We start from the raw sequence: 22,679 nt of genomic DNA, 5'->3' as shown, positions 1-22,679 counted from the left end.
GCAGGCCTTGATACCAGCCTCCGGCTCTTATCAGCTCGCTAACGTCCGTGTTCATCAATCACTGACGTCGGGCCTTACTGCAACTTACGATAATGACGGTTTCGCGCTGGCCGACATTGCCGTCGCCGACGGCAAGGTCTCCAGCATTGCAGCGCATGGCAAATCGAAGGCACGTGCCGATGCCATCGACCTCGCCGGCCGTATAATCCTGCCATGCTTCGTCGACTGCCACACGCATATCGACAAGGGCCATATCTGGCCGCGAAAGCCCAATCCCGACGGCACGTTCATGGGCGCGTTGAATGCCGCCGGCGCCGATCGTGTGGCACGCTGGAGCGCCGAGGACGTTGCGAAACGGATGGATTTCTCGCTGCGCTCAGCCTACGCCCATGGCACCAGGGCGCTGCGCACGCATCTCGACAGCGTCGCGCCGCAGGAGGAAATCTCCTGGCCGGTGTTCGAGGCGATGCGCGAGACATGGCGCGGCCGCATTGAGTTGCAGGGCGCCTGTTTGCTCGGCATCGAAGGCGTGCGCGACAAAAAGTGGTTCGACAGACTGGCAAAAAGGGTTGCCGCGGCAAAGGGCGTGCTCGGTGTCGTCACCTATATGGTGCCGGACCTCGAAGAACTGCTCGACCATGTCTTCGCGCAAGCCATCAAGCATGGCCTCGATCTCGATTTCCATGCCGACGAGACCGATGACATCTCCGCCATATCGCTGAAGAAGATCGCCGAGGCCGCTCTTTGGAACGGTTTCGAAGGAAAGATCCTCGTCGGCCATTGCTGCTCGCTTGCGCGCCAGCCGGACCTCGATGTGCTCGACACGCTGGACAAGGTGGCGAAAGCGGGGCTCGCCATCGTCTCGCTGCCAATGTGCAACCTCTATCTGCAGGACCGGCGCGGCGACCAAACCACGCCGCGCTGGCGCGGCGTGACGCTGCTGCACGAGATGAAGGCGAGGGGGGTTCCGGTGGCAGTCGCTTCCGACAACACGCGTGATCCCTTCTACGCCTATGGCGATCTCGACATGCTGGAGGTCTACCGCTTGGCGACGCGCATCCTGCATTTCGATCATCCGGTCGCCGACTGGCCGCAAGCGGTCACCGCGACGCCGGCCAAGGTGATGCGGCTTGATGGCTTCGGCACGCTTGCCGCCGGCGGCGATGCCGATTTTGTCCTGTTCAAAGGCCGAAGCTGGACGGAATTGCTCTCGCGGCCCGAATCGGATCGCATCGTGGTGCGCGGCGGCAAGGCGATCGACCGGCAATTGCCCGACTATGCCGAACTCGACGAACTGATGGTGGAATGATGGATTTTTCGGCGCTCAAACGCGATCTTGACGGGCTCAAGGTCGACGACAACCCGGCCATCGTCCAGCAGAAAAGCCGTGACTTCTACTGGTACAGCCCGGTGCTGAAGCAGCAACTGGACCATGTCACCGGCGATCTGATCGTGACGCCAAGGAATGAGACCGAACTGATACGCGTGCTTGCTACGTGTCATCGCCATGGCGTGCCGGTGACACCGCGCGGCAGCGGCACCGGCAATTACGGCCAGGCGATGCCGCTCTCCGGCGGCGTCGTGCTCAACCTTGCCGAGATGAACGAGATCAAGTCGATCGCCCGGGGTCGCGTCGTGACCGGACCGGGGGCCATTCTGGCCGATATCGACAAGGCAACGCGGGCGCATTCCGGGCAGGAGCTGCGGCTGTCGCCCTCCACCTACAACACCGCTTCGATCGGCGGCTTCATCGCCGGCGGTTCGGGCGGCGTCGGCTCGATCAATTTCGGCGGGTTGCGCGATTTCGGCAATGTGCTGCGCCTGCGGGTGGTGACCATGGAGGCCGAGCCGAAAGCGCTCGAACTCACCGGCGAGGATCTGCACAAGGTGACCCATGCCTATGGCACCAACGGCATCATCACCGAAGTCGAGATGCCGCTGACCGCGGCTTATGAATGGATCGACGTCATCGTCGGCTTCGACGCTTTCATGGATGCGGCCCGCTATGGAAATGCGCTGGCGTGCCAGGACGGTATCCTGACCAAGCTGATCACGCCGATAGCGGCACCCGTGCCACAGCTTTATTTCAAGCGGCATCAGAAATTCCTGAAGCAGGGGCAGAGCATCTGCGTCGTCATGGTGGCGCGGCACGGGCTAGATGCCTTCCTGGCCTTTAATCGCCGTGCCGGCGGCGAGGTGATCTTCAATGCAGCCTCAGCGACGCTGGACGAGAAAAAGGGCCTGCCACCGGCCTATGAGCTGGCCTGGAACCACACCACACTGAGGGCGCTGCGCGTCGATCCTTCGATTACCTATCTGCAGTCGCTCTATCCCTTTCCCAAGCAACTGGCGCTGGTCGAAAAGATGGATGCGATGTTTCCGGGCGAGGTTTTCTCGCATCTGGAATTCGTACGGCTGGACGGCAACATCACCTGCTTCGGCCTGCCGCTGGTCAAGTTCACCACTGAAGCAAGGCTCGACGAGATCATGCGGCTGCATGAGGAGAATGGCTGCCCGATCTTCAACCCGCATCGCTACACGCTGGAAGAGGGCGGCATGAAGCAGACGGATGCCGTGCAGCTCGCCTTCAAGCGCGAGACCGATCCGCAAGGCCTGCTCAACCCCGGCAAGATGATCGCCTGGGAGAACCCGGACTACGACTACCGTTCGGGTCGGACTTTTCTGTTCAAGGGGCTGCAGAGAGTGGGATGAGGAGAGGTTTGCGCTTGAGTACCCCCCTCTGTCCTGCCGGACATCTCCCCCGCAAGGGCGGAGATTGGCAGCCTTTGAGTCGCGACCATTCTGCGGCGTCGACAGTTAGCGAAAGCGATACGGCAGTCCGATCTCCCCCCTTGCGGGGGAGATGCCCGGCAGGGCAGAGGGGGGTGCCTCGCACTGACCTTGCGGATATTCCCCTGTGAACATCCTCGTCCTTTACGCCCATCCGGTCGAGACCAGCTTCAATGCCGGCCTGCACCGCATGATCGTAGAGCGGTTGACGGCGGCGGGCCATACGGTCGATGACTGCGACCTCTACGCGGAGGATTTCAATCCGCGGATGACGCGGCAGGAAAGGCTGGGCTACCACAATCAGCGCGGCGCCGCTGACGCTGCCGCGCCTTATGTCGAACGCCTGCTGCGCGCCGATGCGCTGGTGCTTTCCTATCCGGTCTGGAACTACGGCTTTCCAGCGATCCTGAAAGGCTTTTTCGATCGCGTCTTCCTGCCCGCCGTGTCGTTCAAATTGGTCGACGGCAAGGCGCAGCCGTCGCTGCACAACATACGCAAGGTTGCCGCGGTGACTACCTATGGCGGCAGCCGGTTCCGCGCCATGCTGATGGGTGATCCGCCGCGCAAACTGATCAAGCGCATGCTGCGCGCCACCGTCAAACCGGGCGCACCGGTGAGCTATCTTGCACATTATTCGATGAATCTGTCGACCGACAGCACGCGCAAGACCTTCATGGCCAAGGTCGCGGCCAGCATGGATGCCTTCTGATGCGCGCGCTGGTGGTCTACTGCCATCCGGTGCCGGACAGCTTCTGTGCAGCAATTCGCGATACCGCCATCGACGTGCTGATGCGACGAGGCTGGGAGGTGCGGCTGCTCGACCTCTATGCCGAGAAGTTCGACCCGGTGATGGGTTGCGACGAGCGACGCTCCTACAATGACCAGGCGCCGCAGGACCCGGCGCTGAAGCCGCATTTCGAGCTGCTCAACTGGGCCGAAGCGATCCTGTTTGTATATCCGACCTGGTGGTACGGACTGCCGGCGATGCTGAAGGGCTGGCTCGACCGGGTGTGGGCGACGGACGTCGCCTTCAAGCTGCCGGCCGGCAAGGGGCGGATCAAGTCGCTGATGACGCATGTGACCAAGGTCGGTGTCATCACCACCTGCGGCGCCCCGACCTGGTGGAGCGTCGTCGTCGGCCAGCCGGGACGCAAGACCCTGCTGCGCGGCATGCGGGCGCTATGCGCGACGCGCTGCCGGACGTTTTTCCTGGCGCACTATTTGATGGATGCTTCGACGCCGCGGAGCCGGGCGGCGTTTTTGGGCAAGGTGCGGGCGAAGCTGGAGCGGTTTTAGGGAATTGGCGTCCTTCTCCCCGTTCTACGGGGAGAAGATGCCGGCAGGCAGATGAGGGGCAGCGCGAACTTTTCGGACCTTGGCGCCGCCCCTCATCCTACCCTTCGGGCCACCTTCTCCCCGTGAAACGGGGAGAAGGGAAGACAGCGCTACATCCTGGTCCGCTCCGACTTCGGATCGTACATCGGCTTCAGCGATGCTTCCGCCGCAAAACGCTCGCCGGCGATCTCGATCTCGTAAGATGAGCCCAGCACGTCCGCCTCGCTCTCGCCCTGGCACTTGATATAGCCCAGCCCAACGGCGCCGCCGAGATGATGGCCGTAATTGCCCGAGGTGATCGGGCCGACGATCTTGCCGTCGCGCAGGATCGCTTCGTTGTGGAAAAGCAGGGGTTGCGGGTCCTTCAGGCGGAACTGCATCAACCGGCGTGACAGTCCGGCTTCCTTCTTCCTCAGCACGGCATCACGGCCAATGAAGTCGCCCTTGGCTGTTTTGACCGCGAAGCCGAGGCCGGCTTCCAGGACATTGTCCTCATCGGTGATGTCATGGCCGAAATGCCGAAACGCCTTTTCGATGCGGCAGGAATCCAGCGTGTGCAGGCCGCAGAGTTTCAGGCCGACATCCGCCCCTGCCTCGTCGATTGCCTCAAAAACATGGGCCGCCTGGTCGGTCGAGACATAGAGTTCCCAGCCGAGCTCACCGACATAGGTGACACGATGCGCGCGGGCCAGGCCCATGCCGATCTCGATCTCCTGGAACGTGCCGAACGGATTGGCCTCGTTGGAGAAATCGTTCGGGCTCACCTTTTGAATCAGCTTTCGCGCGTCCGGTCCCATCAGGCAGAGCACGCTTTCGGCAGCGGTGACATCTGTGATGACGACAAACTCGTCGGTCAGATGCTTGCGCAGCCAGGCAAGGTCGCGCTGCAGCGTGGCGCCTGGCACGACGAGAAAGAACGCCGTTTCCGACAGGCGCGAGACGGTGAGGTCGCTCTCGATACCGCCGCGCTGGTTGAGCATCTGGGTGTAGACGATCTTGCCCGGCACGACGTCCATGTCGTTGGCGCAGAGCTTTTGCAGGAAGGCACAGGCGTCGCGGCCCTCGACACGGATCTTGCCGAACGAGGTCATGTCGAACAGGCCGACCTTGTTCCTGACCGCAAGGTGTTCCTCGCGCTGGTTGTCGAACCAGTTCTGCCGCTTCCAGGAATAGCGGTATTCGCGCTCCTGGCCCTCACGAGCGAACCAGTTGGCGCGCTCCCAGCCGGCGACTTCGCCGAACACGGCACCGCGCGCCTTCAGATGCTCATGCAGCGGCGAACGCCTGACATTGCGCGACGTCGCCATCTGACGATAGGGGAAATGGTCGGCATAGAGCAGGCCGAGCGTTTCGGAGACGCGCTCCCGGAGGTAACGGCGGTTCTTCTGGAACGGCTGGGCGCGGCGGATGTCGACTTCCCAGAGATCGAAGGGGGCTTCGCCGTCGTTGATCCATTGCGCCAGCGCCATGCCGGCGCCTCCGGAAGAGACGATGCCGATCGAATTGTAGCCGGTCGCCATCCAATAACCGGAGAGTTCGGGCGCCTCGCCGAGATAATAGCGGTCGTCCGGCGTAAAACTTTCGGGGCCGTTGAAGAAGGTGTGGATGCCGGCGGTAGCCAGCATTGGCATGCGGTTGACGCCCATTTCGAGGATCGGCTCGAAATGCTCCATGTCCTCCGGCAACTGGTCGAAGCAGAAATCCTCGCGAATACCGTCCATGCCCCAGGGCTTTGCCACCGGCTCGAAGGCACCCAGCATCATCTTGCCGGCGTCTTCCTTGTAGTAGGCGCATTCGTCCGGCACGCGCAGCACCGGCAGCCGGCCGAGGCCGGGGATCGGTTCGGTGACGAGGTAAAAATGCTCGCAGGCGTGCAGCGGGATGGTGACGCCGTTCTGCGCTCCCAGTTCGCGCGCCCACATGCCGGCGCAGTTGACGACGATGTCCGCCTCGATGGTGCCTTGGTCTTCGCCCTGTGCCCAGGACACGCCGGTGACGCGGCCGGCCTTGGTGTGGACCTTCGTGACCTTCACATTCTCGACAATGGTGGCGCCGCGCTGGCGCGCGCCCTTGGCCAGCGCCATGGCGATGTTGGCGGGGTCGCACTGGCCGTCGAGCGGCAGGTGCACGGCGCCAACGACGTCGGAGACATTGAGATGCGGGTACATCTCACTGACTTCCTTGGGCGAAATCTCGCGAACATCGACATCGAAGGCGCGCGCCAGCGATGCTTGCCGATAGATCTCGTGCTTGCGTTCTTCGGTCAGCGCCACGGTGATCGAGCCGACCTGGCGCATGCCGGTGCCGACTTCGGTCTCGGCTTCCAGCTTGACGTAGAGGTCGGCGGAATATTTCGCCAGCCGGGTCATGTTCTGGGAGCCGCGCAACTGGCCGATCAGGCCGGCGGCGTGCCATGTCGTGCCCGACGTCAGCTGCTTGCGTTCGAGAAGCACGATATCGGTCCAGCCGAGCTTGGCCAGGTGATAGGCGACCGAACAGCCGGAAACGCCGCCGCCGATGATGACCGCTCTTGCTTTGGCGGGAACTGCCTTGGCGGTCATGCTGCCTCGCGACGGTAGCTGGAAGCAAAGCGGCGCAGACGAAGTGCAGCTTCCCGCAGCACGGGTTCGGGCTGGCAGAGGCTGATGCGAATGTGGCCGGCGGCCGCCTCGCCGAAGCTGGAGCCGGGCATCACGCCAACCTTTTCGTTGTCGAGCAGGGCCCAGGCGAATTTCTCGTCGTCCGGTTCGACGGCCGAGATGTCGAGCATGACATACATGCCGCCCTCCGAACCGCGCACGGTGACATCGTTCATGCCCCGCACGGCGTCGAGCAAGACGGTGCGGCGTGCCGCGTAACGTTCGGCGATCTCCTTGACGCCGTAACGGTTCTCCAGCGCCTCGGAACAAGCGATCGAGATGAAGGCCGGCAGGCCGTAGGTCGTCACCAGATTGAGATTGATCATGAGCGTGATCATCTCCTCCGGCCCCGTCAGCCAGCCCATGCGCCAGCCGGTCATGCCGTGGCTCTTGGACATCGAATTGATGACCAGCGTACGCTCGGCCATCCCCGGCAGCGAACGCGGCGAGACGTGCTCGCCGCCGCCGAGCGTCCAGTAGACTTCGTCCGACAGAAGCCAGAGGTCGTGCTCCCGGCATACCTTGGCCAACTGCTCCAGCCGCTCGCGCGAATAGACAGCTCCTGTCGGATTGTTCGGCGTGTTGATCAGGATGGCGCGCGTGTTCGGCCGGATTGCCGCGCGGATCATGTCGGCACGCGGCTGGAAGCCATCCTCGGCCGGTGTCTCGACGACGGTGAACTCAGCGCCAGCAGCGCTGAACGTGTTGGGATAGGTGGCATAGTAGGGCGCCACGACGATAGCGTGATCGCCCTGGTCGAGCACGCCCTGCACGGCGGCGTAGAGTGCGGCCTGGCCACCCGGTGTGGCGATCACCTGATCCGGCGACGTCTCGACGCCGGTGCAGGCGGTCGAGGCCGCCGCCATCGCCCTGCGCAGGCGCGGCAAGCCGGGAAGCGGGGTGTAGTGATGATTGCTGCCGCGAACCGCGGTCACACAGGCTTCGATGGTCTGCGAAGGCGTGTCGAAATCATGGTCGCCGACCGACAGCATGATGATGTCTTCGCCGGCCTCCTTGCGCGTCCAGGCGGCGAAATGGACTTCCCAGCCGTCCTTGCCCGAAGGCACGATGCCGGAAATACGCGATGATGGTCTAGGCATGCAAAACTCCCGAAATTTCGTAGCCGGCCTGTTCGAGCCGGTCGCGCAGAGCGGCGATGTGCGGTGGTCCGACTTCGCAGCAGCCGCCAACGATGCTTGCCCCAGCCTCGACCCAGCCGATCGCCTGGTCGGCATAGGCATCCGGGCCAAGGTCGTGACGGGCGTGCAGCACATCGACGGTGCCGCCGTGCTTGAGTGCTTCGGTTGAAGTGAAGCCATTGGCGTAGGCGCCGACCGGGCCGCCGAGGTCGATCAGGTCAGGCAAAGCCGCGGCGATTGCTTCCGGCCGGCAGCAATTGACCAGCCGCGCGGCGACTGCCAGGCCATCGAGCGCGCCTGCCGCGGTGGCTATTGCTTCGCCGCTGCGCAGCCGCGGCTTGCCGTGGTCGGCCAGCGTCCACGACACCCATACCGGCTTGCCGCTTTCCGATGCCGCGGTGACCGCCGCGCGGGCTTCGTCCGCCGACGCCATGGTTTCACACAGGAACAGGTCGACGCCCTCGGCCTGCTCGGCAACGATGCGGCGGTAGATATCGAGCGTGTCCTCGAAGGAAATGGTCAGCGCCGGTGCATAGCTGCCGAAAAGCGGCGACAGGCAGCCGGCGATGGCCGCATCGCCGGCTTCGTCGCGGGCCTGCCCGGCCAATTCGATGCCGCGCTTCTGCAATGGCTTGAAGAGGTCTTCCGCGCCCTCGCGCGCCAGGCGTTCGGGTGTCGCAGAATAGGTGTTGATGGTGATCACGCGGGCGCCGGCACGGATGAATTCCGCGTGCAGGTCGCGCACCAGATCCGGTTCGTCGATCAGCACCCTGGCCGACCATAGCGGCGTCGGCTCGGACTTGCTGCGGCGGACCAGTTCCTGGCCCATCCCGCCATCGGTGAGGATGATTTTCTTCATGCGCGCAGCCTTTCGTTCTTCGGATCCCACAGCGGTTCATCCTTCTGCACGATCGCCTGAAAGCGGTCACCGAAGATTTCGACCTCGACTGATGTACCTGGTTCGGCCAGGTCGGCGCGCAGCATGCCGAGCGCGATCGATTTGTCGACCCGATGACCCCAGCCGCCTGAGGTCGTCTCGCCGACGATCTTGCCGTCATGCCACAGCGTCGACACCGAAGGGGCGTCGCAGTCGCCAGGATTTTGGACGACCAGCGTGACGAAGCGCTTCTTCACGCCTTGCTGCTTTTCGTTCAGCAGTGCCGCCTTGCCACGGAAGTCGGGCTTGTCCCATTTGACGAAGCGTTCGAGCCCGCCCTGCAGGATCGAATAGTCGGTCGACAGGTCGCCCTTCCAGGTGCGGTAGCCTTTTTCGAGCCTGAGCGAATCCAGCGCATACATGCCGAACGGCTTCAGCCCGTGCTGCTGGCCTGCCGCACAGATGGCATCGAAGATCGCGGCGGTGTCGTCCACCCTTGTGTGGATTTCCCAGCCGAGTTCGCCGGCGAAGGAGACGCGCACAAGCTTCGCCCAGCGGCCGGCGATTTTTGTCTCCTGATGCGTCAGCCATGACAGAGTGAGGTCGGCTTCGCAGACATCAGCGAGGATTTTTCGCGAGTTCGGGCCTGCCAGGATCTGGGTCGAGAATTCCTCGGTCCGGTCGATCAGCTTGAACGGTGCGTCCTTGGGCATGCGCGATTTCAGCCACTCGAAATCGTGCCATTGCGCGACCGCCGCGGTGATCAGCGTCATCAGGTTGTCGTCGTGGCGCACCACGGACATTTCGGTGACGATGCGGCCCTTGTCGTCGGCGAAATAGACGAGGCCGATGCGGCCTGGCTTCGGCACCAGGCCGGTGACCTGCAGGCTCAGCCATTCGGCGGCACCGGGACCGTCGAGATTGAAGCGCGAGAAGCCCGGCAGGTCCAAAATGCCAGCGGCGTCGCGCACGGCCAGGCATTCCTCGCGCACGCGATGATGCCACGGTCCGTCGCGGCGGAAGGTCAGCGTGGCTTCCTCGGAAATGTCATCGCCGTCTTGTGCGTACCAGGTGGCCCGCTCCCAGCCATTGTAGGCGTCGAAGCGGCCGCCGAGCGCCTTGATGCGATCATGGATCGGCGACAGCTTGCGGTCGCGCCCTTCCGGCCAGGCATGGCGCGGGAACTGGATGGCATACTCGTTGCCGTAGATCTCCATGCCCTTGGCGACGCAATAGTCCGGCGCCGAGGCAAAGGAGGTGAAGCGGCGCGGGTCGCACGACCACATGTCCCATTCGGTCTGGCCCTCTGTCACCCATTCGGCCAGCACCTTGCCGGCGCCGCCACCCTGGGCAATGCCGAAGGTGAAGACGCAGGCCTCGAAGGCATTGGGAACGCCGGGCATCGGGCCGATCAGCGGATTGCCGTCCGGCGTGTAGGGGATCGGGCCGTTGATGACCTTGGACAGGCCGGCGGTGCCAAGGATCGGCACGCGGGCGACGGCGTCGGCCAGATAATGTTCCAGCCGGTCGAGGTCGTCGGGGAACAGCTGGAAGGAAAAATCCTCCGGCATCGGGTCGTTGTGGGTGGCCCAATGCGCGCGGCAATTGCGCTCATAGGGGCCGAGATTCATGCCGTTCTTCTCCTGGCGCAGATAGTAGGAGGTATCGACGTCGCGCAGCAGCGGCAGTTTCTTCCGCTGTTCCTTCGACCATGCCGCCAGCTCGGGGATTTCCTCGAACAATATGTACTGATGGCTCATCACCATCATCGGCACGTCGCGGCCGAACATCCGGCCGACTTCGGCAGCGCGGTAGCCGGCGGCATTGACGACGATCTCGCAGCGGATCTCACCTTGTGCCGTCTCGACCAGCCATTCGTCGTTCTCACGGCGCACGCCTGTGACCGGGCAGAAGCGGATGATCCTCGCGCCCATGTCGCGCGCACCCTTGGCCAGCGCCTGGGTGAGCTGCGCCGGATCGATGTCGCCATCGCTTGGGTCGTAAAGTGCGCCTTTCAAATCATGCGTCTCGATGAAAGGATAGCGGCGCTGGATCTCGTCGACACCGACAATGTCTATGTCCATACCCTGGTAGAGGCCCATGCCCTTGGCGCGCTGAAATTCCTGCATGCGCTCTTTCGAGTGGGCAAGGCGCAGCGAGCCAGTGACATGATAGTTCATCGGATAGTCGACCGCGTCGGCCAGCCCGCGATAAAGCTCGGTCGAATAGCGCTGCATGTTCATCAGCGACCAGGACGAGGAGAAGGTCGGCACATTGCCGGCGGCATGCCAGGTCGAGCCGGAGGTCAGCTCGTACTTTTCGAGCAGCACGCAGTCGGTCCAGCCCGCCTTGGCGAGATGATAGAGCGCGGAGGTGCCGACGGCACCGCCTCCGATGATCACCACGCGCGCCGTGCTCGGCAAACCCGCCATGTTCTTCTCCAAACTTGAACTCAATAGACGGGTGGTGAAACCACCCAGATGATAATTGCAGGCTCGGCACCCGGATTGCGCCAGCGGTAGGGCTTGCCTTCGAAGCGAAAGGAGTCGCCCTCGCCAAGCCGATGCCAGACACCTCCGATCTCGATGTCGAACAGTCCGGACGCGACGTATCCGGCTTCCTCGGTCGGTCGCTGCGCCTCGGCCTTCAGTTCCGCGCCCGGCGCGAAGACCGAACGCACCATCTCGAAGCTACCGCCGAGATCGGGCGACAGAAGCTCCTCCACCAGGCCGGATTCGCTTGTGCCAAGCGTGCGGCGCCGGCCGGCACGCACGACCACGCCGCGCTCGCTTTCGACAGGCACGTCATGGCTGAAGAACAGGCTGATCGGCACGCCGAACAGTTCGGCGAAGGCTCGGAGGTCACCGAGCGATGGCGTCGATAGGCCGCGCTCGACCTGGCTGACCCAGCCGACCGAACGGCCAAGCTTCAGGCCGATCTCGGCGAGCGTCAGCCCGCGCGCCTTGCGCAGGGCCCTGATATCGCCGGCCAGCACGCGTTCGTCAGGTCCCTGCAATGTTCTTGCGGTAGTCGAAGGCAAAACGCTCTCTTCATGAAAAAATACCGTCAAATTTCATGAGAAATCAAGCTCATGAAAAAATCAAGTAGATTTTCACGGATGCACAAGATTTGCTTGCGCGATTTTGACGGTTCATGCAAAGGCTCCGCCGAGAGCGGCGAGTGGGGACGTCCGATCGAGACAAAGGGTAAGGGACGGCCCATGCTGGAAAATAACCCCCGAATCGCGGGCGATGCCGAGATTGTCGACGAGGCGATCCTGTCGCGCCGTTCGGTGCGCGCATTCCTGCCCGACATGGTCGACGACGACACCATCCGCGCCATTCTGGCGGTTGCGGCGCGCGCCCCATCCGGCACCAACATGCAGCCATGGAAGGTCTATGTCGCCAAGGGCGAGAGCAAGCAGCGGATATCAGACGCCATCCTCAATTCCGGCATTCGCGCCGAAAAAGCTGACTGGGACGAGTACCGGTATTATCCCACGCAGTTCTTCGAGCCGTATCTGACCCGCCGCCGCGCCAACGGTTTCGGCCTCTATGGCGCGCTCGGGATCGGTCGTCGCGAGGTCGACAAGATGCGCGCCCAGCACGACCGCAACTTCGTCTTCTTCGACGCCCCGGTCGGCATGATCTTCACCATCGACCGCCGCCTCAACCAAGGCTCATGGATCGACTACGGCATGTTCCTGCAGAACATCATGGTCGCAGCCAGAGGCAGGGGTTTGCACACTTGTCCGCAAGCGGCATTCGCCCCTTATCACCGGCAGATCAGGCCGGTGCTCGACATCCCGGACGAAGAGATCGTCGTCTGCGGCATGGCGGTTGGTTATGAAGATATCTCAAAACCTGAAAACGCCTTCCGCACCGACCGCGTGCCGCTGGAAGAGTGGGTGACGTTCAGCGAGTAAGCCAGCCAGCTTCATTCCGTGTTCATCTGTGCGCCGTGGCCGCTGACATGGGCGCCGTCTTGCGGCGTCAGCTTGAGGTAGGCAAGCAGCGCGCAGAGCGTGATGACGCCCTCGATCACGAACAGGATGCGAAAGTCGTCGGCGACGGCAGGGCCGCCGCCCGCCAGAAACGACAGTGCCGCGGCGGCCAGGCCAACGCTGATCGCCACCGCCAGCTGCCACAGAATGTAATAGAGCGCGCTGAAACGGGCGAGCTGCTCGGGCGCGATGTCGGAATAGGCGAGGTTTCCGGTCGAAGCCCATTGCGCGGAGCGGAAGACGCCGAAGACGAAGATGTAGGCGAGCACGATCCAGACCGGCGTGGTCGCCTGCATCAAGGCGAAGCCGGCGACCATGATGGCGACGATCGGCGTGTTGTAGACCAGCACGCGGCGAAAGCCGAAACGGTTGAGGACACGCGGCATGAAGAACCGCATGGCCACGGAGCCGACCGCGGCGACGAAGGTCAGCGATCCCGCCTGCACCGCGCTCATGCCGAAGCCGAGCTGGAACATCAAGGGCAGCAGGAACACCACCGAGCTGAGCCCAATCGTATCCAGCCCGCCACCGGTGAGGAACGAAATGCGGAAGGTACGGATGCGCAACAGCTTGAGATCGAGCAGCGGATTGCGCACGCGCAGGCAGTAGAACGAGGCGATGGTCAGGATGACGAGCGCCAGCGCCAGTTCGGCGGCGATGATGCCGCCCGCGGCATCCTTGGCGGCAAGCGAATCCATGCCGAAGACCAGCAGGACCATGCCGCTGCCGACCAGCAGGAAGCCCGGAAAATCGAACGGCGTGCGCACCGGCTTGGTCATCGTCGGAAATAGCGAGGCAGCAAGAATTGCCGCAGCCAGCGCGAACGGCACGTTGATGAAGAAGATCCAGCGCCAGGAAATGTAGGTGGTCAGCGCGCCGCCCACGAGCGGACCGACCAACGGTCCGGACTGGCCGGCGAGCGAGATGTACATGTTGATCTTCAGCGTTCGGCTGCGCGGAAAGGTCGACAGGATGACGACCTGGCCGAGCGTGCCCATCAAGGCGCCGCCAAAGCCTTGCAGCGCGCGGGCGCCGACCAGCGTCCAGATGTTGTCGGACAGCCCGCAGAGCGCCGACGAGGCGGCGAACACCAGCAAGGCAAAGCAGTAGACGTTGCGCAGTCCGAAGCGGTCGGCGGCCCAGCCGCCAAGCGGCATCGAGATGATCAGGCTGGCGACGTAGACGGTGATCAGCAGGCCGAGCTGGCTCGGCGGGCGGCCGAGACTTTCGCTGATGCCGGGCAGCGCCGTCACTACGACGTTCTGGTCGAGGCTGGTCATGAAGACACCGCAGGCGACCGTCAGCGGCAGCAGGAGCAAGGCTCTGGCCGACACATCGGCGCGATCCGTGGCGCCGGCGGATAGTTCTGCGGTCATGGGGATGTTCGAACCAAACGAATGTGCCGACTCTGAGACGGGATTTTCATATCCCTTGGGCCGGTTGGGCGGCCATTTGTCGATCATGGGCGTCTGCGGCGCGATTCTCTAGCGGCAGAACCGGCTGGCATTGATGCCAGAAGCGTAGCCGCGCCGCCTATTGCACCTCGTAGCCGACTTCCTCGCTGGCGTGACAGAGCGCCTTCCAGAACGAGCGCGCGAAAGAGCGGAAGACATAGATGTCGAACTGATCGGCGCCGGTGCGCTGGATCTGGGCGAAGACATCGTGGTGGGTGGTCGAGCGGCCGGCACCGACGGGAAAGGCCGGCAGCGAAAAGTCGATGGCGAAGAATTTCGCCAGCACCCATTCGGCCTTCGGCCCGGCAATGCGGATGGCGGTGCGGCCATGCGAGAGGTCGGTGATCGTACCGATAGCCGGGGTAACCACCTTGGCAAAGGCAGCGGCCAGCCCTTCGGCCTCGTCGGCAACGGTGAACTTTCCCGGCGCGAAGCCGAACACCGACTTCACGCCGTCGCTCAATCCGCCGCCGGCGCCATCGGGCAGAGCAAGTCCGGTGACGGTGCGGATGGCCGCGATCAGCTTCTTCTCCTCGCCGGGCCAGGCGGCGAGCTGCACGATCGAGCCCGGCCGCGTCTCGGTCAGGATGATCTCGACGCCATGCTCGAAATTGCCGTGCGAGCCGACATGAAATTCCGGTTCGAGTGGCGATTGACGCTCAACCATGCATGCGGGTCCCTTCCGGATCGAAGAAGTGGTTGGAGACGATCTCGACCGGTCCGAACCGGTTGCGCAATGGATCGGAGACATGGGCGCGGGTGCCGCGCCGTGCCTTGCCGCCCTTGACCAGTGCCAGCGCGATATGCTTGCCGAGCGCCGGCGAATAGCAGCAAGCGGTGATGTGACCGATCGAGCCGTGAGGATTGGCCTCGTCAACCTCTTCGACGATGTGCGCGCCGCCATTGAGCGGCTTGTTGTCGAGCGCAATCAGGCCGACCAGTTCCAGGCGGTCGGATGCGATGAGGCCCTCGCGGTCCATCATCGCCGAGCCGATGAACGGCTTCTTCTTCGACAGCATCCAGTCGAGATGCAGGTCGCGCGCCGTGGTGCGGCCGTCGATCTCGGCGCCGGTGACATGGCCTTTTTCGATGCGCATCGTGCCGAGCGCCTCGAGCCCGTAGGTGACCAGCCCGAACGGCTTGCCGGCCTCGATCAAGGCTTCCCAGACATGGGTACCGTAGCCGGCACCGGAATAGACCTCGAACGCCATTTCACCGGAGAAAGAGAGCCGGCAGATCATCACCGACACGCCTGATATCTCGCCACGCACGATGCCCATGAAGGGCAAGGTGGTATTGTCGACCGATGTGCCGGTGACACAAGCGGCGAGGATCTGCCTGGCCTTCGGCCCGCCGATCGCAGCGCCCGCCCATTCGTCGGTCACCGAGGTGACATGGACTTTCAGCTCCGGCCAGATCACGTCGAGGAAATACTCCAGATGCTGCATCACCTTGCCGGCGTTGGCCGTGGTGGTGGTCATCAGGAAATCCTGCTCGCCGAGGCGCCAGGTGGTGCCGTCGTCGAAGGCGAGGCCGTCCTCGCGCAGCATCAGCCCGTAGCGCGCTTTGCCGACGGCCAGCGTCGAAAACATGTTGGTGTAGACGCGGTCGAGGAACGCGGCGGCGTCGGGTCCTTGCACGGCAATCTTGCCCAGTGTCGAGACGTCGACGATGCCGGCGCTGTCGCGTGTCGCCTTGGCTTCCCGCACATAGGCCTGTTCGACCGTTTCGCCGGCATGGCCATAGATCATCGGGCGATACCAGAGGCCAGCGGAATACATCGTCGCGCCATTGGCGACGTGCCAGTCATGCATCGGCGTCAGCCGCTCGGGCCTCAGGTCGCCGAAGCGTTCCGCCGCCAGCGAGCCGATCGACACCGGAGCAAAGGGCGGCCGGAAGCGCGTCGTGCCGACCTCGGGGATCGGCTTGCCCAGCGCTTCGGCCATGATGGCCAGGCCAGGCACGTTGGAGCTCTTGCCCTGGTCGGTCGCCATGCCGAGCGTGGTGTAGCGCTTCAGATGCTCGACCGAGACGAATCCTTCGCGGTGTGCAAGTCGCACGTCCTCGGCTGTAACGTCGTGCTGGAAATCGACAAAGCTCTTGCCCTTGGCCCTGATCTCGAACACCGGGGCGGGATCGGGATCGCCGGGCACGGCTTCTACGGTCGGCAGCACGGACGGTGTGCTCTGCCCGCCGGCGGCGGCGAGGCCGGCGGCGCGGCCTTCGGCGATGGCTTCGGTGGTGGAAAAACTGCCGGTGAAGGCGCCGGCGCCGATCCAGCTCTGTGTCGGCTTCGGCGGCAGGAAGGCTTGCCGGGCGGCATTCCATTCCGCCTTGGCGCCGGCCTGGCTGGCCAGATGGATGGTCGGCGACCAGCCGCCCGACATCAGCAGGCAATCGGCATGGATGCTGCGTGCATCGCCGATGAGTGCGCCATTGGTCATGTCGAAGCGTTGCAGTTTGAGGCCGGACAGCGCCTTGCCGCCTTCGGTGGCGACGACGGCATGGCCGGCAAAGATCTCGGCCTCGGCTTCCGCGGCCAGCTTGCGCATCTCCGGCGAAAGTTCTGGCCGCACGTCTGCGATGGCGACGACCGCGGCACCGGCATTCTTCAAGGCGATGGCAGCGCGATAGGCGCTGTCATTGTTGGTGAACAGCGCGATCCGCTCGCCCGGCAGCACGCCGAATTCGTTGGCATAGCGCTCGGCGGCATGCGCCAGCATCACGCCTGGCCGGTCATTGCCCGGGAAGACCAGCGGCCGCTCGAAAGCGCCGGTGGCCAGCACCACGGATTTGGCGCGGATCGCCCAGTAGCGATGGCGCGGCTCGCCTTTGCCTGGCTGCTCCTTGTGGTCGCTGACCCGTTCGAGCGCGGCAAGCGTGTTGTTGTCGTAATAGCCCCACACCGTGGTGCGCGGCAGAAGCCTGACATTGTCGCGGCCTTCGAGCTGGGCGACGGTGCGGCGGGCCCAGTCTGCGGCCGGCGCGCCGTCGATCGTTTCATCCGACCAGTTGGCCGAGCCGCCGAAACGCGGCTCGAGATCGGCCAGCATGACGCGGGCGCCCTGATCGGCCGCGGCCTTGGCAGCCATCAGGCCGGCCGGGCCGGAGCCGACCACCAGCACGTCGCAAAAGGCGTTCATGCGTTCGTAGCGGGCGGGGTCCTTCGCCGATCCGGCGCTGCCGAGGCCGGCGGCGCGGCGGATGAAATGCTCGCAGAACATCCAGAAGCGCGTGCCTTTGAGCGGACCGAATACCGGTCCCATGAAGGTCTTGTAGTAGAAGCCGGCCGACAGGATCTTGCCGCCGAGCTGGTTGATGGCGTTGATGTCCCAGGCAAGCGAGGGAAAACGGTTCTGGCTGATGGCAACCAGCCCGTCATGGATCTCGACCATGGTTGCCGGAATGTTGGGCTCGCGGACCTCGCCCTTCAGCACCGTCACCAGGGCGTTGGGCTCCTCGACGCCAGCCGTCAGCAGGCCGCGCGGGCGGTGGTATTTGAATGAGCGCCCGTAAAGGGTGACGCCCTTGGCCAGCAGTGCCGATGCCAGCGTGTCGCCGGCATGGCCGGTGTAGGACGCGCCGTCGAAGGTGAAGCGGATGGTCTTCAGCCGGTCGATGCGGCCGCCAGTGTCGGTGCGGCGCGAGCTCATGACTTGCCCTCCGCCTTGCGGCGCGCGGCCGAGGTGTGATCGCCGCGCCCATGATCACCCCTTACGAAGGCGACGCTCAAAATCTCATGCGTCAGCGTGTTGCGCACGACCCGCAGATGCGCGCGGCAACCGCCGGAATGCTGCCAGATTTCGTTGTGGTCGCCGGCCGGGTTCAGCCTGTCATAGACATAGGCGTTCCATGCCTCGAAATTCTGCGAGGCGGGGTCGGGCCGCTCGCGGTTGCCGTCCCCCTGATAGGTGAACTCGGTGACGTCGCGCGGGCCGCAATAGGGGCAAGTGATCAACATTGGATTCTATTCTTCTTGTTTGACCATGATCTTATCGGAAAACCGGCATCCACTTTTCCGGATCATGGTCTAATGCAGCCGTGGGTTTGCACCCTGGCCCTTGTCGTCGATCACCAGGCCGCGGTGGAAGCGGTCGAGCGTGAAGGGGGCGTTGAGGTCGTGGGGCTGGTCCTTGGCGATGGTCCAGGCAAAGCACCAGCCGGAAGCTGGCGTCGCTTTGAAGCCGCCATAGCACCAGCCGCAGTTGAGATACATGCCGGGCAGGGGACCGGCTGTGATGATCGGCGAGCCGTCCATCGACATATCGCAAACACCGCCCCAGGAGCGCAGCATGCGCACGCGGGCAAGGCCCGGAAACAGCGCCAGCATCTCGCTCATCACCTCGTCGACGACAGGCAGATTGCCGCGTTGGGCGTAGCTGTTGTAGCCGTCGATGTCGCCGCCATAGATGAGGCCGCCCTTGTCCGACTGAGACATGTAGAAATGGCCCATGCCGAAGGTGACTACGGTGTCGATGAATGGTTTCAGCGATTCCGTGACGAAGGCCTGCAGCACATGGCTTTCGATCGGCATCGTCTCGATGCCGGCCAGTTGCATCACACGTCCGGTGCTGCCGGCGACCGCAACGGCCACCTTCCTGGCGCGGATGTCGCCACGGGACGTCGTCACGCCTGAAATGCGGTCGCCGTCGCGCAGGAAGCCGGTGACCTCGCAGTTTTCGATGATGTCGACGCCGCGACGGTCGGCGCCGCGCGCATAGCCCCAGGCCACCGCATCATGGCGGGCGGTGCCGGCGCGTCGCTGCATCAGGCCGCCAACCACCGGAAAGCGCGCGCTGTCGGAGATATCGAGCGCCGGAATCAGATGTTTGATCTCAGCCTTCGTCATCAATTCGGCATCGACGCCGAGATGGCGCATGGCGTTGCCGCGTCTTGCATAGTCGTCGAACTGGGCCGGCGTGTGCGCCAGGTTCAGGCAGCCGCGCTGCGAGAACATGACATTGTAGTTGAGCTCGTGCGAAAGGTTTTCCCACAGCTTCATCGAGTGTTCGTAGAAGCGGGTGTTGGCCGGCAGCAGATAGTTCGAGCGCACCGCCGTTGTGTTGCGGCCGACATTGCCGGAGCCGAGCCAGCCCTTTTCCACAACGGCGACATTGGTGATGCCGTGTTCCTTGGCAAGATAATAGGCGGTCGCCAGCCCGTGACCGCCGCCACCGATGATGATGACGTCATAAGACGCCTTCGGGTCAGGCTTGCGCCATGCCGGCTTCCAATCCTTGTTTCCCTTGAGCGCGTTCGCGAGCAGCGAAAAGGCCGAGTACTCTGCCATTGATGTCATCCGGTTCGGGCGATGCGGCAGACTATAGAGCAGGCCGCATCCGCAAAGCCAATATTGCGCCATCGCCTTTCGACTGGCCGACGCCTGGGATGGGATCAATCGGAGTGAGTGATCGGTTGAGGCCAATGATCGGACGGGCTCGCGATACGACGGCTTGCCCCATGATAGGGCCGTCTTTATCAAGAGCAGGCTTTCAAATTGCCTTTGCCGCCGATGAGTCGCCAACAAATCATGCTTTTCCGATTGCTTCGTCTCATTTTGATCCTCACGCTTGTCGTCTCGGCGCCGCTGTCGTTCGATGCGGTGGCACAGGGGCTTGGCCAGGCGCCTGCCGGACTGGTCGCCGACCAGCAGAAGATCATCCAGGCGCTGACGACCAAGACCGACAATTTCGAGAAGCAGATACAGCAGGACGGCGAGGAGGATAGCAGCCTTGTCGATATCCGCTTGCAACTCGAGGAACTGTCGCGGCAATCGCTGAACAGCGCACTGGCCTTCCGTACGCGTCTTGGCGAGATCAACAGCCGTCTTGAGCAGCTTGGCGCGGCACCTGCGGCGGGTCAGCCGCCGGAGCCCGACATCGTCAGCGGCGAACGCGAGGCGCTGGTGTCGGAAAAGGCGGAGATCAACGCCGTCATTGCGCAAGCCCAATCGCTTTCGATCCGTATCAGCGGGCTGATCGACAAGATCGGCAACATGCGCAGCGAGCTGTTCCGCAATGTGCTCACCAAGCGCTATGTGCTGTCCGACGCGCTCAGCCCGCAGGTCTTTTCGGACGCCAGGGACGAATTCGGCAATTTCTACAAAGCGGTGTCGTCATGGCTAAGCTTCGCTTTCAAGTTCAAGTTCCAGGCAATCCTGGCGGCAACCTTCGTGGCGCTCGGGCTGGCGCTGGTGCTGCTGGTCGGTGGCCGGCGCCTGTTCGGGCGTGTGTTCGAAGCCGACCCTGCCAATGAGGATCCATCCTATCTCAGCCGCTTGTCGGTGGCCTTCTGGTCGACCTTGCTGCCGACGCTGGCGGTCGGCGTGTTTTTGGCCTCCACGGTGTTCTTTTTCAACTATTACAATGTGTTGCGTGGCGACATCGGCCTCTTCCTGAATGCGCTCGCGGCCGTCATCGGGGTGGTGTTCTGCGTCAACCGATTGACCAATGCGGCGCTCGAGCCGCGGCTGCCGAATTGGCGCCTTATCCCCGTCGAGACAGGTCCGGCGCGCTGGCTGGTGCGGCTGACAACCGCCATGGCCGTGGTCATCGGCGTCAACTATTTCCTGTCGGTCATCAACGACAAGATGGGCTCGCCGCTGTCGCTGACCATCGCCCGCAGTTTCGGCGCCACCATCATCGTCGGCGTCATCCTGATCCTGATGGCGATGCTGAGGCCGTTCAAGGCGCGTGACGGAAGCTGGCGGCCGTGGCCGGCATGGCTGCGCTATACGGCGCTTGCGCTCGGTCTTTTCACCATCGTCGCGGCGCTGCTCGGTTACATCGGCCTTGCTCTGTTCGTTTCGCTGCAGGTCGTCGTTACCGGCACCGTGCTGATCACCGCCTATATCGGCTTCCTGTCGGCGCAGGCGATCGGCGAGGAGGGTGCTTTCGCCAACACGACCGTCGGGCGCTGGCTGTCGGCCAATTCCAGCTACGAGGATACGGCCCTCGACCAGCTCGGCCTTGTCGTCAGCGTTGCCATCAATGTGATGATCGTGCTGGTGTTCCTGCCTCTGATCCTGCTGATGTGGGGTTTCCAGCCCGGCGATATCCAGGCTTGGGCCTACAAGCTCGCAACCGGGATCAACATCGGCTCGGTGACGATTTCGGTCACCGGCATCCTCTCCGGCATCGTCGTCTTCGTCATAGGCTATTTCCTGACGCGCTGGTTCCAGGGCTGGCTCGACGGTTCCGTGATGGCGCGTGGCAAGGTCGATACCGGCGTGCGCAACTCGATCAGGCTGGCGGTCGGCTATGCCGGCGTCGCGCTTGCGGCACTGGTCGGCATCTCGGCGGCGGGCATCGACCTGTCCAGCCTGGCACTGGTCGCCGGCGCTCTTTCCCTCGGTATCGGCTTTGGCCTGCAGAACGTGGTGTCCAATTTCGTTTCCGGCCTGATCCTGTTGGCCGAACGGCCGTTCAAGGTGGGCGACTGGATCGTTGCCGGCGATGTCAGCGGCACAGTCAAGAAGATCAGCGTGCGCGCCACCGAGATCGAAACCTTCCAGCGGCAATCGGTGATCCTGCCCAATTCGAACCTGATCAACAACGCCGTCGGCAACTGGACGCACCGCAACAAGCTCGGCCGCATCGACATCAAGGTCGGCGTCGCCTATGGCAGCGACGTCAAGCAGGTTCATGCCGTCCTGCTGGAGATCGCCCGCAGCCACCCGATGGTGCTGAAGAACCCCGAACCCTTCGTGCTATTTTCCAATTTCGGCCCTGCCGCCCTGGAATTCGAGATCCGCGTGTTCCTGGCCGATGTGATGAACGGCAACATCGCGCAGAACGACATCCGTTTTGCCGTGCTTGAAAAATTCAGCAGCGAACACATCGAGATGCCCTCGACGCCACGCGCCGTGGTCGAGGCCCACAAGCCCAAGGCCTGGCCGACAGACGACGACAAGATCGAGGCCGACTTCGCCGAACAGGAGCAGGTGAAGGCCGAAGCCGAGGCGGAGAAGAAGCGACTGGTCAAGTCCCGCAAAACCAGGAAGCCGGATCCGGACTAGGCTGGGAATCGGTGGGTCTCAACCATCGAAAGCCGATTGCGGCATGAATGGGGCATTCAGTTGCGGTTCAGCTTCCATCTCATATAAGCTTCATGCAAAGGCGAAAATGCCTTGCGAAATGCAACAGAGGCGGTGGGAACACCGATATTGCACCATGTGGAAGTCTCTCGTCGCTGCCGTCGCCCTGGTCGCCGCTATCGGCTCGGTCCATGCCGCGAGCGCGGTCAACAAGGACGCCGAGACCCGAACGCTGGTCGTCACCGAGGGCGGCAGCAAGACCGACCTTGCGTTGGCCGGTGGCGAAACGGTTGAGTTCTGCCCGAATGGCTGCTTCGTCACCTTGCCCAATGGCGACCTCGAAGCCCTGACCGGTTCGGAAACCGTCGAGATCTCGGGCGGTGTCGCCCGCATCAAGTAATCCTGGC

The 22,679-nt window shown here is 63.4% G+C and carries 17 protein-coding genes; 7 read left to right on the top strand and 10 right to left on the bottom strand.

Annotation, left to right across the window (positions count from 1 at the left end; translation table 11 throughout):
* Positions 1-7: 7 nt before the first annotated feature.
* The 4 genes from EOA13_RS09865 (at position 8) to EOA13_RS09850 (ending at position 4,086) form a co-directional block, all read left to right on the top strand.
* Entirely contained in the window at positions 8-1,309 is a 1,302-nt protein-coding gene (locus tag EOA13_RS09865) for a cytosine deaminase (RefSeq protein WP_127291876.1), read from the top strand.
* The gene (locus tag EOA13_RS09860; RefSeq protein ID WP_127291935.1) at positions 1,309-2,712 is read left to right on the top strand and encodes an FAD-binding oxidoreductase; all 1,404 of its coding nucleotides are present in this window, start codon (positions 1,309-1,311) and stop codon (positions 2,710-2,712) included. The genes EOA13_RS09865 and EOA13_RS09860 overlap by 1 nt, the downstream gene beginning before the upstream one ends.
* 205 nt (positions 2,713-2,917) lie before the next feature.
* Positions 2,918-3,499 (top strand): NAD(P)H-dependent oxidoreductase, encoded by a 582-nt coding sequence (locus tag EOA13_RS09855; protein WP_127291873.1) that lies wholly within the window; start codon positions 2,918-2,920, stop codon positions 3,497-3,499.
* Positions 3,499-4,086, top strand: coding sequence for an NAD(P)H-dependent oxidoreductase (locus tag EOA13_RS09850; protein ID WP_127291870.1), 588 nt, complete (start codon positions 3,499-3,501; stop codon positions 4,084-4,086). Before EOA13_RS09855 ends, EOA13_RS09850 begins: the two co-directional genes overlap by 1 nt.
* A 149-nt stretch (positions 4,087-4,235) precedes the next feature.
* Here EOA13_RS09850 and EOA13_RS09845 read toward each other — a convergent pair whose 3' ends face one another.
* The 5 genes from EOA13_RS09845 to EOA13_RS09825 are packed head-to-tail and all read right to left on the bottom strand — an operon-like array spanning position 4,236 to position 11,775.
* On the bottom strand, positions 4,236-6,686 hold the full coding sequence (locus EOA13_RS09845; RefSeq protein WP_127291868.1) for an FAD-dependent oxidoreductase: 2,451 nt from the start codon (positions 6,684-6,686) through the stop codon (positions 4,236-4,238).
* The gene (locus EOA13_RS09840; protein WP_127291865.1) at positions 6,683-7,864 is read right to left on the bottom strand and encodes a pyridoxal phosphate-dependent aminotransferase; all 1,182 of its coding nucleotides are present in this window, start codon (positions 7,862-7,864) and stop codon (positions 6,683-6,685) included. Before EOA13_RS09840 ends, EOA13_RS09845 begins: the two co-directional genes overlap by 4 nt.
* Entirely contained in the window at positions 7,857-8,762 is a 906-nt protein-coding gene (locus tag EOA13_RS09835) for a homocysteine S-methyltransferase family protein (protein WP_127291862.1), read from the bottom strand. The genes EOA13_RS09840 and EOA13_RS09835 overlap by 8 nt, the downstream gene beginning before the upstream one ends.
* Positions 8,759-11,212 carry an FAD-dependent oxidoreductase gene (locus EOA13_RS09830; RefSeq protein WP_127291859.1) on the bottom strand — a complete coding sequence of 818 codons (2,454 nt, stop codon included), beginning with the start codon at positions 11,210-11,212 and terminating at the stop codon, positions 8,759-8,761. The genes EOA13_RS09835 and EOA13_RS09830 overlap by 4 nt, the downstream gene beginning before the upstream one ends.
* 20 nt (positions 11,213-11,232) lie before the next feature.
* A complete protein-coding gene (locus tag EOA13_RS09825; protein ID WP_164754263.1) occupies positions 11,233-11,775 on the bottom strand; it encodes an XRE family transcriptional regulator in 543 nt (180 codons plus the stop codon).
* A 225-nt stretch (positions 11,776-12,000) separates the two neighbouring features.
* On the opposite strand from EOA13_RS09825, the gene EOA13_RS09820 reads away from it, so the two are divergent.
* Positions 12,001-12,705 (top strand): nitroreductase, encoded by a 705-nt coding sequence (locus tag EOA13_RS09820; RefSeq protein ID WP_164780034.1) that lies wholly within the window; start codon positions 12,001-12,003, stop codon positions 12,703-12,705.
* Between the two features lie 11 nt (positions 12,706-12,716).
* Here the strand turns inward: EOA13_RS09820 and EOA13_RS09815 are convergent, their stop codons facing one another.
* From EOA13_RS09815 to EOA13_RS09795, 5 genes are all read right to left on the bottom strand, one after another.
* Positions 12,717-14,159 (bottom strand): MFS transporter, encoded by a 1,443-nt coding sequence (locus EOA13_RS09815; protein WP_127291854.1) that lies wholly within the window; start codon positions 14,157-14,159, stop codon positions 12,717-12,719.
* Positions 14,160-14,316: 157 nt separating this feature from the next.
* Positions 14,317-14,904 (bottom strand): sarcosine oxidase subunit gamma, encoded by a 588-nt coding sequence (locus EOA13_RS09810; protein ID WP_127291851.1) that lies wholly within the window; start codon positions 14,902-14,904, stop codon positions 14,317-14,319.
* Positions 14,897-17,890: a sarcosine oxidase subunit alpha gene (locus tag EOA13_RS09805; RefSeq protein WP_127291848.1), complete on the bottom strand. Its 2,994-nt coding sequence runs from the start codon at positions 17,888-17,890 to the stop codon at positions 14,897-14,899. Before EOA13_RS09805 ends, EOA13_RS09810 begins: the two co-directional genes overlap by 8 nt.
* Positions 17,887-18,198 (bottom strand): sarcosine oxidase subunit delta, encoded by a 312-nt coding sequence (locus EOA13_RS09800; protein WP_127291845.1) that lies wholly within the window; start codon positions 18,196-18,198, stop codon positions 17,887-17,889. Before EOA13_RS09800 ends, EOA13_RS09805 begins: the two co-directional genes overlap by 4 nt.
* Before the next feature lie 69 nt (positions 18,199-18,267).
* Positions 18,268-19,527, bottom strand: a complete 1,260-nt coding sequence (locus EOA13_RS09795) for a sarcosine oxidase subunit beta (RefSeq protein ID WP_127291843.1) — start codon at positions 19,525-19,527, stop codon at positions 18,268-18,270.
* Positions 19,528-19,767: 240 nt separating this feature from the next.
* On the opposite strand from EOA13_RS09795, the gene EOA13_RS09790 reads away from it, so the two are divergent.
* Positions 19,768-22,254, top strand: a complete 2,487-nt coding sequence (locus EOA13_RS09790) for a mechanosensitive ion channel family protein (protein ID WP_127291840.1) — start codon at positions 19,768-19,770, stop codon at positions 22,252-22,254.
* A gap of 154 nt (positions 22,255-22,408) precedes the next feature.
* Entirely contained in the window at positions 22,409-22,672 is a 264-nt protein-coding gene (locus tag EOA13_RS09785; protein WP_023812335.1) for a hypothetical protein, read from the top strand.
* Positions 22,673-22,679 lie beyond the last annotated feature (7 nt).

Source organism: Mesorhizobium sp. M7A.F.Ca.US.011.01.1.1 (assembly GCF_003998295.1).
In the GTDB taxonomy this organism is placed as follows: domain Bacteria; phylum Pseudomonadota; class Alphaproteobacteria; order Rhizobiales; family Rhizobiaceae; genus Mesorhizobium.
The sequence above is the reverse complement of the archived record's forward strand: the minus strand, read 5'-3'. Positions and strand labels throughout refer to the sequence as shown.